The organism is Micromonospora sp. MH33 (assembly GCF_003013775.1).
GTDB classification, from domain to species: Bacteria; Actinomycetota; Actinomycetes; order Mycobacteriales; family Micromonosporaceae; genus Micromonospora; species Micromonospora fulviviridis.
Window position 1 is genome coordinate 25828 of record NZ_MUYZ01000010.1, and the last position, 14981, is coordinate 40808.

The following is a 14981-nucleotide window of genomic DNA, read 5'->3' on the forward strand; positions in this document are numbered from 1 at the left end:
GGATGGGAATGCGCGAGCGCGAGCACCAGACACGGGGACCGAGCCTCATCGAGGTCGCCGCCGAGGCGGGCGTGTCCACGGCTACCGCCGGCCGTGCCCTCGGCGGATACGGCCAGGTCAGCCAGGCGACGGCCGAACGCGTCCGCGCCGCGGCGGCGCGGCTCGGCTACCGGCCCAACGGCCTGGCGCGCAGCCTCATCAACGGATCGACGCAGGCCATCGCGGTCGTGGTGACCGACGTCGGCAACCCGTTCTTCGCCCAGGCGCTGCGCGGCGTCGTCGACAAGGTCCGGACGGCCGGCTACGAGGTCCTGCTGTTCAACACGGACTCCAATCTGGACGCCGAGCGCAACGCGGTACGGGTGCTGTCGGAGAAGCGGGTGGACGGCGCGATCATCGCCACCGGCTCACCGGCCGACACCGAACACCTGGACTCGCTGCGCGACGCCCGGCTACCCTTCGTCCTGCTGGACCGCCCGGTCCCCGACCGGCCGGACGTGGACAGCGTGATGATCGCCAATGCCGCCAGCGCCCGAACGGCTGTCCGGCACCTGATCAGCCAGGGGCACCGGCGGATCGCCGTCCTGACCGAGGCCGGCCGTGAACTGCCGTACGTCGTGGACCGGCTCGGCGACTGCCGCACAATGCGGCCCAGCGCCGCCCGGCTCGCCGGCTATGTGCTCGCGATGCGGTCGGCCCGGCTGGAGCCCGACCCGGCGCTCGTCGTGCACGCCCCCTACCAACGCGAGATCGCGGCACGTGCCATGAAGAAGCTGCTCGACGCCGATCCGAGCGTGACGGCCGTCTTCGCCACGGACAACGTCCTGTCCATCGGCGCCTATCAGGCCATCCAGGCCAGTGGGCGGCGGTTCCCGGAGGAGATCTCGATGGTCGGCTTCGACGACCAGGAATGGACGACGATCGTCCGACCCCAACTGACCGTCGTGCGGCAGCCCAGCTACGAGCTCGGCGCCCGGGCCGCGGGCCTGCTGCTGCGCCGCATCGCCAACGGTCCGGCCTGGGACAGGGGCACCGACGGCAGGCTCGATCTGGAGCATGTGGAGCTTCCCGCCAAGCTGATCAGACGGTCCTCCACCGCCCCCGTGCCCTCCTCCTGACGTGGAGGGCTCCTGAAGCGCCACGGCCGGCGGTAGTCGCCGGGCCGGCCCGTCACGCCCCGTGGGCTCAGCCCGGTTCCCGCGCCTGGCAGACCCGCGGCGGCGGCTCGTCGACCCAGCGCAGTTCCGGGCAGTAGCGGAGCGTGGGGGTGGGGGAGGGGGTCCACTCGTACCTGGCGGCCAGGTAGCCCATGTACGTGATGCGCCCGCAGCAGCGGAAGTATCCGCCCGACTCGTCGCGCAGCTCGCGGACCTGCGTCACCCCGTCGACCTCCAGGTCGACGCGCAGGTAGTAGTCCCACATGCGGCCCGGGAACGGGAGGCCGGCCGGCTCGGGGGCGTCCAGGTCGACCCGCAGCCGGACCGTCTGCCCGGGTACGAGCACGTGTGGCCGGCCGTCCCACCGGGCGTCGGGCGGGACCGTGGCGGTGGGATCGGCCTCGCGGCAGGCCAACTCGACCCACGGGCCCCGCTCCTGCTCCCGCGAGACCTCGGCGACCGGCACCGCAACGACGCTGTGGACCACCACGTCCACGCTGCGTCCGGCGCGCACGGTCAGCACGTGTGCGGGTTCGCCGCCGACCGGGACGGCCTCGTTCCGGCGCGCCCACGACGCGATCTGCCGGCAGTCCCGCACCTGCGGCGGTGGGGCCGTCCGGGCCTGCCGCTCCGGGACCTCGAACGTCAGCTCGTCGCTGTACCGGGTGCCCTCGAGCATGGCGGCCAGCTCGACCGCGTCGGCGCCGCCCGCTGCCGTACCGGCGGGAGCCGGACCGCCCGCCCCGGGCGGCGCGGCCGGGCGGTCAGATGGTCGCCGCCGGGCCGGCCGGGGCTGTCACGGCGGCGGGTGTGCTGACAGAACCGGCCGTGACCCGCGCTGTGAGCCGGTGTGGGTGGTGTGGTGGGGCGGTCAGGCGGCGCGGCTGGCCTGGGTGGCGTGGGCGATCACGCGGCGTAGCGCGGACAGGGACACGGGCCGGTCGTTCTCCAGTTCGGTCAGCCCGAGTTCGATCCACTCGCGGATGAGGGTGAAGGGCTTCACGCCGGCGCCCGCTTCGAACGCGGCAAACTCGTCGAACGGCCCCCCGCCGAACCCGTCACGAACGCGGCCGCAGCCGCCTAATCAAGGTTTCTCATCCACAAGTCCGGTCAGGAGCCTGCCCGCGCACGTCGCGGACGCTTGTTGACGAGTGGTTGCTAGTCCCGGATTGCGTTGATGGAGGTCAGGGCCGTGCGTCGGCCCGCGCCGACTTCGTTTGTTCATCCATCACGGTAGCTATTGCGAAGCCCGGGCACTCAGCCCATCATCGCATCGAGTAATAGCAACAGTACCTTCCGCTGCTATGGGATCTATCGAAGGGACCAGCATGACTCGACCGGAACGGGTCCGGCGGCTGCCGCGACGTTCGCAGACAGGTGGACGGGTTGCGAAGGCCCTGCGCCGCCTCGGGGCGGTCGCGGTGGCCGCCATCACCCTCGGGATCATCTCGGCGGTGGCGGTCGCGACGCCAGCCAGCGCGGCGACAACGACCATCTGCAAGAGTTCCCCCATACCCGCCGGGTACGTCATCATCGCCGAGGGCTCGTCGATATCCTGCCCGGGCAGCTTCCCCAACACCTGGACGATCACCACTCCGTCCACCACGGGAACCACCGTGATGTGCAAGGTCTCCGCCGTCCCGAGCGGGTTCGTCATCATCGCCGAGGGCTCGTCGATATCCTGCCCGGGCAGCTTCCCCAACACCTGGACGATCACCACTCCGTCCACCACGGGAACCACCGTGATGTGCAAGGTCTCGGCCCTGCCGAGCGGGTTCGTCATCATCGCCGAGGGCTCGTCGATATCCTGCCCCGGCAGCTTCCCCAACACCTGGACCATCCGCACTCCGGCGGCCTCTGGCACGACGGTCATCTGCTCGGTTTCGCCGATCCCACCGGGATACGTCGTGGTCGGCACGGGCTCGTCGATATCCTGCCCCGGCAGCTTCCCCAACACCAGGACCATCCGGCTGCCCTGATGCCGGCACGAGTGGTCCCGCCGAACCTCCGGCGGGACCACTCGACACGACCCGGACGCCCGTTACCTTTTTGATCGTCCCCAGCCGGGACTGCTCGGTCGCCCGGCCCGGTATGACTTACTGCCCCTGTCGTACGGATGATCCGGGGGGTGTTGTCGCCGGGCCGGGTGGCGTCGACGGACCGCTGATAGGGACACGGCCACCCGCTGTGTTCGGGTAGGTCTCTTCGTAACGTGACCTGTGCTCGTGATCGTCGACCAGCCGCGCGGTTTCCTTCGCCGCACGGACCAGCTCGGCGGCGGCCTTCGCCTCTGCCGACGGCTCGGGCCGCTTCCTGCGTCCGGTCTGGTCGTTCAGTGTCGCGGTCATCACGGCACCCTCCTCACCAGGCACAACGCCCGATGGGTCAGGCCGGAAACACCGTTAGATCCACACTCCCTCGTTGCAGTGTGCTGGTGGGAGGTCAGGCCGCCAGCCGGTAGCCCCGCTTCATCACGGTCTGGATCAGGTCGACGCCGTCCAGTGGAGTGTCGTCGAAGGCTCGCCGCAGCCGCGACACCGCCATCTCGACGGCGTGGTCATCGACGTCGGCCCAGCTCGGCGCGGCGGCCCGGATCTCGGCCGGGGACAGCACCCGGCCGGGGCGGCGGGCCAGCGCCCGTAACACCGAGATCGGGCCGGGCTGGACCGGAATCACCTGGTGGCCGATCACCATGGCCTGGCTGCGGATCTCCATCCGGTGACCCTGCACGTGGAGCTGGAGCGACCGTTCCGGGAGCTGGTTCGCCAGGACCTCGACCAGGTCAGGCAGGGCGGGACTGTTCGCCACGTACGCGCTGAGGCCGAACGCCCGGAGCGGCTCCGCCGCCAGCTGACCCAGGCAGGCCGGGACGATGTCGGTGGTCAGCGCGTTGAGCACCTCGCCGAGCACGCCGTCGGCCTCGGCCTGGCGCAACAGGTTCTCGGTGGCGGTCGCCGCGGTCAGCGCGACGGCGTCGACCTGGCGCCGGATGATGACTCCGCACAGCCGGCGCAGGACGTCGCTCCGCAGCGGCGGGAGAAACCGGTTGGTGACGACCTCGACCACGGTCGCCCCGTTGCGGCGTAGGGCCTCGCAGTACTCCCGATGTGGCTCCGACTCGATCTGCGCCACCACCCGGCGGCCGGTCATCGGCTGGGCGAGGAGATAGCGGAACAGATCTTCGGTGGTCGCGGAGGCGGTTGCCCAGATCTGGCTCAGGCCGAGATCCCGCAGCGTGTCGGCGGCGTGCCCGTCGCGGGCCAGCAGGCGCGCGTGCGTCAGCCGGTCGATGAGCGCGTCGAGATGGCCGGTCTGCTGGACCACGCGCAGCCAGGCCCGCAGGCCCAGGCCCGAGGACACGATGACCTCGTGTACCGGTCTCGTGACGCAGGCGCGGGTGGCGTCGGCAACGGCCTCCGCCACCGGTTGGGCCACCGAGCGGACCGCCTGGACGTTGATCGTCCGTGCCGAGGTGGCCTCCAGCAGGGTGGCGAGATCGTGTCTACGGCGCTCTGACAGGACGGCGACCGTGTACCCCGCCAGGCCTTCCACACTGACCTCCCGTCAAGCCGGCCTACCTCAACAGTGTTTTGAACGGTTCCGGACGGCGCTTGGGTCAAATTTGCTGGGTCTTTTTCTTGGAAGAAGTGTCGCCGTAACGGCGTAGACACCGCAGCGATGGCCAATCTCAACACCGTGACGGTTCGTTCACCGACCCGGCGCTACCGAAGCGTGGGACGGCGCCCCGATCTGGACGGCGTTTTTCCAGTTCAGAATGGATCGCCGAATAGTTACCGACGGGTCGGGGCCGGATCCGGGCAAGTGGATCTTGTGAGGTTTTCGTCGGTCCCGTCACGTAGCACCCGGTTGACTTCCGGGAAACGCGGTGGTGTTGAAGACTCGGCGCAATCACCCATCGGTTAACGGGATGTGACCGATGAGCACCGGCCCAGATGGGGATGGATGAGGGCGGGCCGACCGCCAGTCCGGAACCGGGTTGGCGTCGTCGACCGCGGTTGAGCCGCCACTCAACCGCGGCCGACTCCCAACGCAGGGCGGGCGGCGGGTCACCTGCCGCCCCGGTCCAGTCCCGATCCGCACACCAGATTCAGGAGGGTCCATGGTGCGACGATGGGCGCCGCTCGCCGTGACGGCGGCGATCCTCGCCACCGCCGCAGGGTGCGGTGGCGATGCCGGTCCGCCGTCCGGCTCGCCGGACGCATACCTTGCCGGCAGGACGGTCGAGGTGGCGGCCACGTGGTCCGGTACCGAGCAGGCGAACTTCCAGGCGGTGCTGGATGCCTTCGCCGGGAAGACCGGCGCGACGGTGAAGTACACCTCTGGTGGCAACGATCTGCCGGTGCTGCTCAACAGCCGGATCGCTGGGGGCTCGCCGCCGGATGTCGCGTTGATCTCGCAGCCCGGGGTGGTGGCCGAGTTCGTGAAGCGGGGCGCGGTCAAGCCGCTGACCGGTGACGCGGCCGCCGCGATCAAGGACAACTACAGCTCTGCCTGGCAGGAAATGGGCACCGTGAGCGCGCAGCTCTATGGCGTCTACTTCAAGGTGGCCAACAAGTCGGTGATCTGGTACCGGGTCGACAGCTTCACCGACGCCGGGGTGCAGCCGCCGAAGACCTGGGACGAGCTCAGAACGGTCTCCACCGCGCTCGCCGACTCCGGGGTGACGCCCATGGTCGCCGCCGGCGGCGACGGGTGGGTGCTGACCGACTGGTTCGAGAACATCTACCTCCGGATCGCCGGCCCGGAAATGTACGACAAGCTGGCCAAGCACGAGATCCCCTGGACCCACCCCAGCGTGGTCAGGACGCTGACCCTGCTGGCCGACTACTGGCGTACGCCGCGGTTCCTGGCCCGCAGTCCGACGCAGACCCCCTTCACCCAGGCGATCGCCGACGTCTTCGGCAAGTCGCCGAAGGGAGCGATGCTGTTCGAAGGCGACTTCGTCGCCTCAGAGATCAACAAGCTGGGTGAGTTGAAGGTCGGCGAGTCCGCGAAGTTCTTCAACTGGCCGTCGGTCGACGGCTCGAAGCCGGCGGTGGTGACGGCGGGCGACCAGGCCGTCGCCTTCAAGGACACGCCGGAGGCGAACGCGCTGATGGCCTTCCTCGCCTCGCCCGAGGCGGCGAAGATCATGGCGGCCAAGGGCGGGTTCATCTCGGCGAACTCGGGACTGGACATCGAGACGTACCCGGACGACACCACCCGGGAACTCGCCGAAGCGGTGGTGAAGGCCGAATCGCTGCGCTTCGACCTGTCAGACCTCACGCCGCAGACGTTCGGCGGTGCAACCAGCGCCCACCTCTGGGTGCTGCTGCAGGACTTTCTCGCCAAGCCGCTCGCCCCCGAGGCGTTGGCCCAGCAGCTCGAGGCCGCCGCGAAGAAGGACTTCGGAGGCAACTGATGAGCATCACGCCCGACCCGGCCCAGGGCATCCGTCCGTACCCTGCCCAGACAACGATCGGCCGGGCGAGCGTGGCCGACCGCCCCGGCGGCTCACGGCACGCCGCCGGTGGCGCGGGCCACCGGGGCGCCCCCGGCGGCCCGCGGCCGACCGCCGGGACCGCGGCCCGTTGGCGGTCGCGGGAAACCCGCCTGATGGTCGCGCTCTTCCTCGGCCCCGCCCTGGTGCTGCTGCTGGTGCTGGTCTGCTATCCCATCGTCTACACGGTGTGGCTCAGCTTCCGCAGCGGTGACGGATCGAGGTTCGTCGGCTTCGACAACTACGTCGAGATGTTCACCTCGTCGAACACCCGGCGAGCCATCCTGAACAACCTCGTCTGGGTGATCGTGGCACCTAGCGTGGTCACCACCCTTGGGCTGATCTTCGCGGTGTTGACCGAGCGGCTGCGCCGGTCGGCCGTGCTCAAGGCCGTCCTGTTCATGCCGATGGCCATCTCGTTCCTGGCCGCCGGCGTTACCTTCCGGCTGGTCTACGACGAGAGCCCGGACCGCGGCGTGCTCAACGCGGCCGTCGTGTCGGTGCACGACGCCTTTGTGTCCCCGTCGCGTTACCACGGGATGGATGCTCGGGAGCAGGGCGAGCTGGTGCCGATGAACGGCGGCTTCCAGTCCAGAGGGCCGGTGAACCCGGGCGAACCCGTCCGCCTGGCCCTCGTGGGTCTGCCGCCGGACCGGATCCCGACCGACGCCAAGCCGGCCACGGCACCCGCCGGCCGCCCCGGACTGCAGGGGGTGGTGTGGCTCGACTTCACCCGCGGTGGCGGCGGCCGGGCGGGGACCGTCGACCCCGGCGAGGTGGGGTTGCCCCAGATGACCGTCGAGGCGGTGATCGACGGGGGCAGGGTGGTCGCTACCACCCGGACCGACGCCGCCGGGCGGTTCGCGTTCCCCGACCTCACCTCCGGCCCATACGTCATCCGGCTCCCCGCCGACAACTTCACCGAGCCGTTCAACGGCGTCAGCTGGCTCGGGCCTTCCCTGGTCACTCCCGCGGTCATCGGGGCGTACATCTGGATCTGGGCCGGCTTCGCGATGGTGCTGGTGTCGGCCGGTCTGACCGCGCTGCCTCGGGAAGCGCTCGAAGCGGCCCGGATGGACGGCGCGAGCGAGTGGCAGACCTTCCGGCACGTGACCGTGCCGCTGGTCCGGCCCGTGCTCGTCGTGGTGCTGGTCACCCTGACCATCAACGTCTTGAAGATCTTCGACCTGATCTACGTGCTCGCACCCGAGTCGTCTCAGGACGACGCGACCGTGGTCGCCCTGGAGATGTACCGGGTGTCCTTCGGCGGCGGCCTGGACTACGGGCTCGGCAGCGCCCTCGCGGTCCTGCTGTTCGCCCTGGTGCTCCCGGCGATGCTGTTCAACATCCGGCGCCTGAGGAGGGATAGCTGATGAGCCACCCCACCATCGGCGCGGTACCGGAACTGATGCCCGCCGGTACCGCGCGGGGCGGCCGGCCGCGACCGGGACCGTGGATCCGGTTCATGATGCGGTTTGGCAAGGCTCTGCTGCGGCTGCTGGCGGTCCTGATCGGCGTCTTCTGGCTGCTGCCGACCTTCGGTCTGGCGGTGGCGAGCCTGCGTAGCAGCGCTGACAACAGCGCCACCGGCTGGTGGACGGTCTTCACCGCACCGGCCCAACTGACCCTCGACAACTACGCCCAGGTGCTGCAGAACGAGCGGATCGTCGAATCGCTGTGGAACACGGTACTGATCACCGTGCCGTCGACCCTGCTCGTGGTGCTACTCGGAGCATTCGGCGCGTACGCCCTGGCCTGGCTGGACTTCCCCGGCCGGGACTGGCTGTTCGTGCTGGTCGTCGCGCTGATCGTGGTGCCGATCCAGGTGGCGATCGTGCCGGACGCCCGGCTCTTCCGCGCCCTCGGCATCTACGGCGAGATCTCGGCGGTGGTCGCGTTCCACGTGGCCTTCGGGTTGCCGTTCGCGATCTTCCTGTTGCGGAACTTCTTCCTGAACATCCCCCGCGATCTGCTCGAGGCGGCCCGGATTGACGGCGCCCGGGAAGCGGTCGTCTTCGCCCGCGTGGTGCTGCCGATCGGCTGGCCGGCCATTGCTTCGCTGGGCATCTTCCAGTTCCTGTGGGTCTGGAACGACCTGTTGGTCGCGCTTGTCTTCGCCACCTCCGACAATGCCCCGATCACCTACGCCCTGCGGGAGCAGATGCGGTCGTTCTCGTCCAACCTCGACACGATCGGTCCCGGCGCGTTCCTGTCCATGCTCGTGCCGCTGGTGGTCTTTTTCGCCTTCCAGCGCTACTTCGTGCAGGGCGTCCTCGCCGGGTCAGGCAAGTAGCGGGAGATGGATCCCGCGGTGCGCGTCACGCACGACGCAAGGGCGCATCCCAGCGCCCGGGGCCCGGGGCCGGGCCCGGAACGTGACCGGGGTGGGGTCGGGCCCCGCCGACCCCACCCCGGGCGCCGCCGTTCGGCCCGCCCCGCATCTCGTGCGTGCGGCTTCGGCGGTGGTGCGCCCTGTGCCGGAATTGCCTCGCGGGCGTGGCTGGTGCAGGGCCGGGATCACCGTCGCCAACGGGTGTGGCACATCCTCCACCTGGCAGGCGGGTTCGAAACCGCGGTCCGGTGAACCGCACCGGGCTCGGTATGTCGTAAGGCCCAAACATTCGGGCGTGGGCGGAAGGCGAGGCGAAAATGGAACGATACTCGCTATCGGATCATCCGGCTGGTTGGCGCGGGGCCGACGGTGCGGCGGGCAGCGCAGCGGCAGTCGCCGACCGGCCCAGAGCAGGCGGCGAGAGGGTTGGTCGGTTTCGTAGCGGTGTGCGGGTATCCGAACGTGACCGGCTGAAGCCGACGCGCATCCTGGCCTATGGCGGGGTGGAGCTGAACACATCGACGGGCATGGTGCGGCTGTATCCAGAGATGCGCGCGGTGCTACTCAGCGGCCAGCAGGCCGAGGTGCTGGCCGTTTTGATCGGCCGGGCCGGCGAACCATGCCGCCGCGAGGAGGTTGCGGCAGCAATGCCAAGAGGCTCCCGTCCGCCTACCATCGCGCAGGTCGGTGTGATCATTGCCAACATTCGCAACAAGCTCGGCACCCACCGAGTTCTCACGGGGGCCGGTGGTTGGTGGCTTGACGCCTCGGATGCTTCCCGTCCTCCGGCCTGGCCCGACGCGATCTCTTTCGGCGGGCTCTATCTCGACCTACCGCGTCGACGGGTGTGGGTGACTGGGCGAGGATCCACGATCCGGCTCGGGTGGCAGGAGTACCTTGTGCTGCGTGCGCTGATCGAGGCACAGGGGATGCCGCGAGGCCGCAACGAGATCTGGCTCTCCATGCCGGCAAAGGCCCGTCCCGCAAGACCCTCCCAAGTTGGGGTGATCGTATACCGCCTCCGACAGCGACTGGGTCGGGAATTCATCGTCACGGGTGGCGGTGGCTGGTGGCTGGCTGGCCGAACTGAAGACACCGCTCTGTCCGCAAACGCCTCCAACGCGATGCTGCTGGACCCTGCGACCCGACGGGTAGCGCTAGCGCTACCGAGCAGGATCGCCTTGGTCCCGCTCAGTCCCCAGGAGGCCGCTACGTTGCGGGTGCTCATCGAGGCGCGAGGAATACCCCTGAACGGGAGGGATGTCTTCGCCCACACACCCACCATCATGCGACCGAAGAGCCCATTGGCGGTCAGCACAGTCGTCTCCCGATTGCGGCGCAAGTTGGGCTCTGACCACATTCGGACCGGCCGGCGGGGCTGGTGGCTGGGCACCCCTGCCCGCGTCGTGGGTCCTATTTACTGACCACACTCAGGCATTGAAGGACACCACCACGGGCGCTGCCGCCCACATTCTCCCTCGCTGTATCAGCACAGTATCTGGAGGCGATGCCATTGTTCGTGTTCCTGGTCACCAGACGTCTGCGTCGAGCTTTCGCAGCGCTGTCCCGAGCCGACGCCGGACCAGCATCGCACCTCCTCGCACGCCGTTGCCATTTCAGCGCGATCGGCGTCGCCGGATTCGCAGCGCCCGTCAACAGTTCCGCTGCCATGCGGCGCCGCCTGCGTGCGATGCTGACCAAATTCCCTTCGGCCAGGTTCATTTGCGACCAGGTTGCTGTTGAGGGACCGGCCTGGGCGGCGGTTGTCGCCTGTCAGCTGATCATGATTCCGTGCCCAAACCAGAGAGCGGCAGCCCGTCGATTCACGTTGTTGCTGGCATGGCGATGGACCAGAGCCTCCAGCGTCCTGCTTCTTTCCGAACGTACAGATGTCGCCACCGTGGTCCGGATGCTGGCTGATGAATCGGCGCTTGCAGGCGCCGGTGCCGAACCAGATTCGGGGTAGGCAGTTGAACGGGTACGGAGCCCTCTCGCGTCAGCGGCGCCCAGAGTCATTGCGTTGTCGGGTAACTGCGGGTAACCGCGGTGATGAGGTTGGGTGGGTGGCGGTTGGCGCCTCGGGTTGCGCGGGCGATGTCGGTGGTGCGGTGGTAGCCGATCGCGGTGTTACGCCAGCATGTCGTGCTGCCTCGGCTGGGCCGGCTCACGTTGTACGAGTCCGCCCGCAAACTCGCCAGCCGCCTGGAGGCGAGAACGGCCCGGATCAGAACATCGATTCGTACCCGGGTCGGTGGGACGTCCCCGATGGCTGAGTGCAGGCGCTGGTTGTGTTACCTGGGCAATCCCGCGGCCGACGATCAGCGAACGGCCGGAGGCCGCCGTTACGTACCGCGGTCGGCCGAGGTTCATCAGGTGCCTGATCCGGTCGTCGGGTGAAAAACCTGGTGGCCGACGTGGGCGCAGCCAGCAGTGTGACCGTATTAGCTGGTGTCCGACCAACGGGCGGCCGACCGACCGGAGGACGCTCTTCGTCGGACCTGTGGACCACTCGGCGAGCGAGGAGATTGCCCCATGAACCCGTCGATCACGGCCAGTATCCGGGCCGAGGCCCTGTTCGTATCCGACCTCCAGGCGTCGGAGGACCCGGCGCCCGCCCAGATCCGGGCCGTCATCCTGCGCAGCCTCGGTCAGCACCGGACCGCTGGCTGTGCCGCCCTCGTGGCACAGGAATACGGTGACCATCCGTCTGAGGCGGTGGAGCGGATGCGATGGGCGGTTGCGGCCGTACGGACGGCCTATGCCCGGCCGGAGCATGCCGGCTCCACGTTCCTGCGGCGCGAGCGGCGCGAGCGGCGCCGGTCGGCCGGGGCGGCGCGGGCGACCGTACGTCTGGGCTGAGCGGCTGACCGGTTGGCACCGAGAGAACCCTCGGTACGGGCACGCCTTCGCCCGGATCAACCGGTTCGCGCCCACGTACCAGACGTGCTCGGCGTGCGGCTGCCTCGACGGACCGAAGCCGCTGGACGTCCGGTCGGGGACCGACCGCAGTGGGACGGTCCACGACCGAGACGTCAAGCGGCGATCAACGTGGTGGCTCAGGGACGCTGGGACAACTCAAACCTGTGGAGCGCAGGTAAGACCGGCACCTGTGCCGGCGCAGCACCGCGAAGCAGGAATCCACCCGAGCGCCGCGCGCTGTTCCACGTGCAGCGCGGAGGGAATCTCCGCCCGCCAGGGCGGAGAGAACGTCAACATCTGCTCCCGGCACCCCGTCTGGTCCTGCTCGGAGATGGGGGTGGCGGACACAAGCGAAGCGAGTGGATCGGGTTAAGCGTTCGGTGTGGCGCCAGATACGAGGGGCCGGTTTATCGAGAAGCGTGACAGGTCAGGGATTTCCGCGCCGAGGCAGAGGTCGCGAACGATGCGGCCGGCGGCCGGCGCCTGGCAGAGCCCTCGCCCCGAGAATCCGGCCGCGTACAGGAAGCGACCCTCAGCACCGATGTAGGCCGTGCGTCCGTTGGCGACGTCAAGCGTCCCCGTCCAGGCTGTACGCAGGCCGAGACCCGCCAGCCGGGGATACCGCGCGGCGAACTCGGTGGCGACGGCGCGGTGCCACTTCGGACGATCGCTGCCCTGCTTCGGAACCCCTTCCAGGCCGATGAGGAACGACTCCTGGAGCCGACGTACCCGCAGCGCGGATTCAAGGTGCAGGGTGAACGGGATGACGGTTCGATCGGGAACCGGATCCGTGATCATCAGTTCGGATTCTCTGGGTGCGACCGGCAGCCCTATGCCGGCGAGGTTCGCGACGTCACCGCTCCAAGGACCGGCGGCGCAAACGATGAAGTCGGTGTGGAGCGGGCCGGCGGTGGTGTCGACCCGACCGGCCGGCAGGTCGATGCCTGTCACCGCCGTGCGGAGTAGGAACCTCGCGCCGCGTTGCCGGGCCGCTGTTGCATAGCCCTTCACGATGGCCTCGGGGCTGCACGAGAAGGCTTGTGGTGACCAGATCGCCGCGAGGAGTCCGTTCGTGTCAAGCCATGGGTTGCGGCGACCAGCCTCGGCGGCGGTAATGATGTTTGCCACCACGCCGACCGCCCGCTGAGCGTCGAGTTCCTGCTCCAGCCGGTCGACGTCGGCCTCCTTGGTCACGGCCACCATGAAGCCGGTTGCCGCCAGGTCCGGAGCAACACCGGAGACGACGTCCAGGCGGAGGTACTCATCGAGGCTGGCTGCGGCGAGCCGCGAATCCTCGACCCGACCCGGAAAGTAAGCCCGCACCACGCGGGCCGTCTGTCCTGTCGTCGCAGCCCCCAGTTCGCCGCGCTCCACCACAGTGACGTCAAAACCGGCTTCGGCGCAGTGGAACGCGACGGAAAGCCCGATGACGCCGCCACCGATCACCAGTACGCGTCGGGAACCCTGGTCAGACATGGGCCGGCGCCTCGCGCATCGAGCGGTACGTCCACTGCTGCGGTGCCAGCTCCCACGGGAACAACTGGAGATTCCAGGCGCCCAGAGCGTTTACATACAATGCCATCTGTTCCATCAGGGCCACGAAGTCCGGCCGCTCGATATCCCGGCTCAGGATGTCGACGACCTCCTCGGTGGCCGCCCAGAGGGGCGACAAGCCGCAGTAACCGAGGAATTCGGACGGCTTGACCAAGAGCATCCTGGCCATCTCGCACAGCGAATCCAGCGAGATGTCGGTCTGTTTCGCGGCCCGCGCTAGCGCGGTATAGGTCATGTAGCCGAGTGGTCGGGTCTCACCGTTCACGAAAACGAGGGTGGTCAGCACGGAACCCCGACTGCCCGCGTCCGACATCCGGTGGCCCTGATGCAGGCGCACAAGTTCGTCGGGCGGTTCGACCAGAACGCTCTTCGACATCTCCGCAATGGTGGCCACCAGGCTGGCGGCCCGCTCGGAGATGCAGGGGTGCTGGTAGACATCGTGCCCTGCCGGCTGATCCAGCCGGCAGACTTCCGCGATGATTGGTTCGCCGCGTCCGTGCAGGCTGTCCCAGACGGCCTGTCCGACCTGCCTCAACACAGGCAGGTCCGAATCCCAGACACGGCCGATAGGCGCAGCGGGCATCGGCTCGGTCAAGGCGCCGTATTTGATGGTCAAATGCTGCACCGCCGAACAGAAAACCGTGCCGTTGGGTGCAGCTTGGCGGTCGACACGCCGGTCCGGAACAGCTTGGACCAGCCCGTGGGCCGGCGGCACGTGATATAGGCAGTCACCGGCAACAAGCGCGTGCCCTTGCAGCGTGCGGTAGGGCAACGATCGCCACAAGGGTTCCACCAGATCGGCGTTGTTCACCTCGTCGAGGTCCACTCTGACCCTGGTGCCATCCAGGACAGGCCACCTGATTTCAATCTGCCGCATCGACGGATTCCCTACCTTTCCAATTGCGGTCTGATGATGGCGTTGAATGGGTGTTACGTCCGTTTGAACGTTCGCCGGTGGCCCCCAGTTCAGTTGCGGTCGGTGCCTTGGGTTCGGCCCACTCAAAACCGCAGCGTAAAACGTGTGTGACGACAGTCACATGAGGGGCGTATTGCTAACTTCCTCAGCGAGGCACGCCTATCGCTCGGCCTCGACATTGAGGTGTTCTGGGACGCCGGCACCGCGCGGCTGTGGCCGGACCAGCGGCTACTGGCCGGTCCGGGGTCGGCGACGCGATCCACCCGGATCTGGCTTGCGACTTCCCTATCGGGGCGCCCCTGCCGATCGCGGGTCTGGTCGCCTTCCACCACGAGAAAGTCGATCTGATTGTGGGCGGAAAGCGATTCGCCCCGGCCCCGAACGCACTTCTCCTGAGACAGCGGCGAGCCTGCCGGGCAGCGGCAGGCCGGCCGTCAGGTGGCCGCGGCGTACTCGGCGACGGCCCGGCGAACAGCCGAATCGGCCCGACCGCCAGGTTGGCGGAAGGCGCGTCGCATGGCCAGGTCGCGCCGGCTCAGCTTGGGCTGCCGCAGGCATGCCCCGGTGGCCGTGGTGCTGGCCCGACGGGACCGTGCCTGCGGC

Annotated in this window: 13 protein-coding genes; 7 read left to right on the plus strand and 6 right to left on the minus strand. The window is 68.7% G+C overall.

The genetic code is table 11. The annotated features are described in order from the left end of the window. Positions 1-8: 8 nt before the first annotated feature. Positions 9-1118, plus strand: coding sequence for a LacI family DNA-binding transcriptional regulator (locus B0E53_RS03690; protein ID WP_107074659.1), 1110 nt, complete (start codon positions 9-11; stop codon positions 1116-1118). A 67-nt stretch (positions 1119-1185) separates the two neighbouring features. Here B0E53_RS03690 and B0E53_RS03695 read toward each other — a convergent pair whose 3' ends face one another. From B0E53_RS03695 to B0E53_RS03705, 4 genes are all read right to left on the minus strand, one after another. After that, a complete protein-coding gene (locus B0E53_RS03695; protein ID WP_107074660.1) occupies positions 1186-1836 on the minus strand; it encodes a hypothetical protein in 651 nt (216 codons plus the stop codon). A gap of 192 nt (positions 1837-2028) precedes the next feature. Continuing rightward, positions 2029-2160 carry a hypothetical protein gene (locus B0E53_RS40020; RefSeq protein WP_281492829.1) on the minus strand — a complete coding sequence of 44 codons (132 nt, stop codon included), beginning with the start codon at positions 2158-2160 and terminating at the stop codon, positions 2029-2031. A 234-nt stretch (positions 2161-2394) separates the two neighbouring features. Continuing rightward, positions 2395-3123: a hypothetical protein gene (locus B0E53_RS03700; RefSeq protein WP_146167578.1), complete on the minus strand. Its 729-nt coding sequence runs from the start codon at positions 3121-3123 to the stop codon at positions 2395-2397. Positions 3124-3599: 476 nt separating this feature from the next. Beyond that, positions 3600-4709 (minus strand): uroporphyrinogen-III synthase, encoded by a 1110-nt coding sequence (locus tag B0E53_RS03705; RefSeq protein WP_107074662.1) that lies wholly within the window; start codon positions 4707-4709, stop codon positions 3600-3602. 568 nt (positions 4710-5277) lie between these two features. Between B0E53_RS03705 and B0E53_RS03710 the strand changes: the two genes are divergently transcribed. The 6 genes from B0E53_RS03710 to B0E53_RS38475 all read left to right on the plus strand — a co-directional run bounded on the left by B0E53_RS03710 (position 5278) and on the right by B0E53_RS38475 (position 11848). Further along, the gene (locus tag B0E53_RS03710) at positions 5278-6579 is read left to right on the plus strand and encodes an ABC transporter substrate-binding protein (RefSeq protein ID WP_107074663.1); all 1302 of its coding nucleotides are present in this window, start codon (positions 5278-5280) and stop codon (positions 6577-6579) included. Next, positions 6579-8030: an ABC transporter permease subunit gene (locus tag B0E53_RS03715; RefSeq protein ID WP_107074664.1), complete on the plus strand. Its 1452-nt coding sequence runs from the start codon at positions 6579-6581 to the stop codon at positions 8028-8030. Before B0E53_RS03710 ends, B0E53_RS03715 begins: the two co-directional genes overlap by 1 nt. Continuing rightward, positions 8030-8950 (plus strand): carbohydrate ABC transporter permease, encoded by a 921-nt coding sequence (locus tag B0E53_RS03720; RefSeq protein WP_246835207.1) that lies wholly within the window; start codon positions 8030-8032, stop codon positions 8948-8950. The genes B0E53_RS03715 and B0E53_RS03720 overlap by 1 nt, the downstream gene beginning before the upstream one ends. 485 nt (positions 8951-9435) lie before the next feature. Next, on the plus strand, positions 9436-10413 hold the full coding sequence (locus B0E53_RS03725) for a hypothetical protein (protein WP_168215207.1): 978 nt from the start codon (positions 9436-9438) through the stop codon (positions 10411-10413). An 83-nt stretch (positions 10414-10496) separates the two neighbouring features. Further along, complete coding sequence (locus B0E53_RS36885; RefSeq protein ID WP_146167579.1) at positions 10497-10955, plus strand: hypothetical protein; 459 nt, start codon at positions 10497-10499, stop codon at positions 10953-10955. Positions 10956-11521: 566 nt separating this feature from the next. Beyond that, positions 11522-11848, plus strand: a complete 327-nt coding sequence (locus B0E53_RS38475) for a hypothetical protein (protein ID WP_210405907.1) — start codon at positions 11522-11524, stop codon at positions 11846-11848. Positions 11849-12277: 429 nt separating this feature from the next. Here the strand turns inward: B0E53_RS38475 and B0E53_RS03740 are convergent, their stop codons facing one another. Together B0E53_RS03740 and B0E53_RS03745 are read right to left on the minus strand one after the other, a co-directional pair. Continuing rightward, positions 12278-13384 carry an FAD-dependent oxidoreductase gene (locus B0E53_RS03740; RefSeq protein ID WP_107074667.1) on the minus strand — a complete coding sequence of 369 codons (1107 nt, stop codon included), beginning with the start codon at positions 13382-13384 and terminating at the stop codon, positions 12278-12280. After that, positions 13377-14288, minus strand: a complete 912-nt coding sequence (locus B0E53_RS03745; RefSeq protein ID WP_146167580.1) for a hypothetical protein — start codon at positions 14286-14288, stop codon at positions 13377-13379. Before B0E53_RS03745 ends, B0E53_RS03740 begins: the two co-directional genes overlap by 8 nt. Positions 14289-14981: the final 693 nt, after the last annotated feature.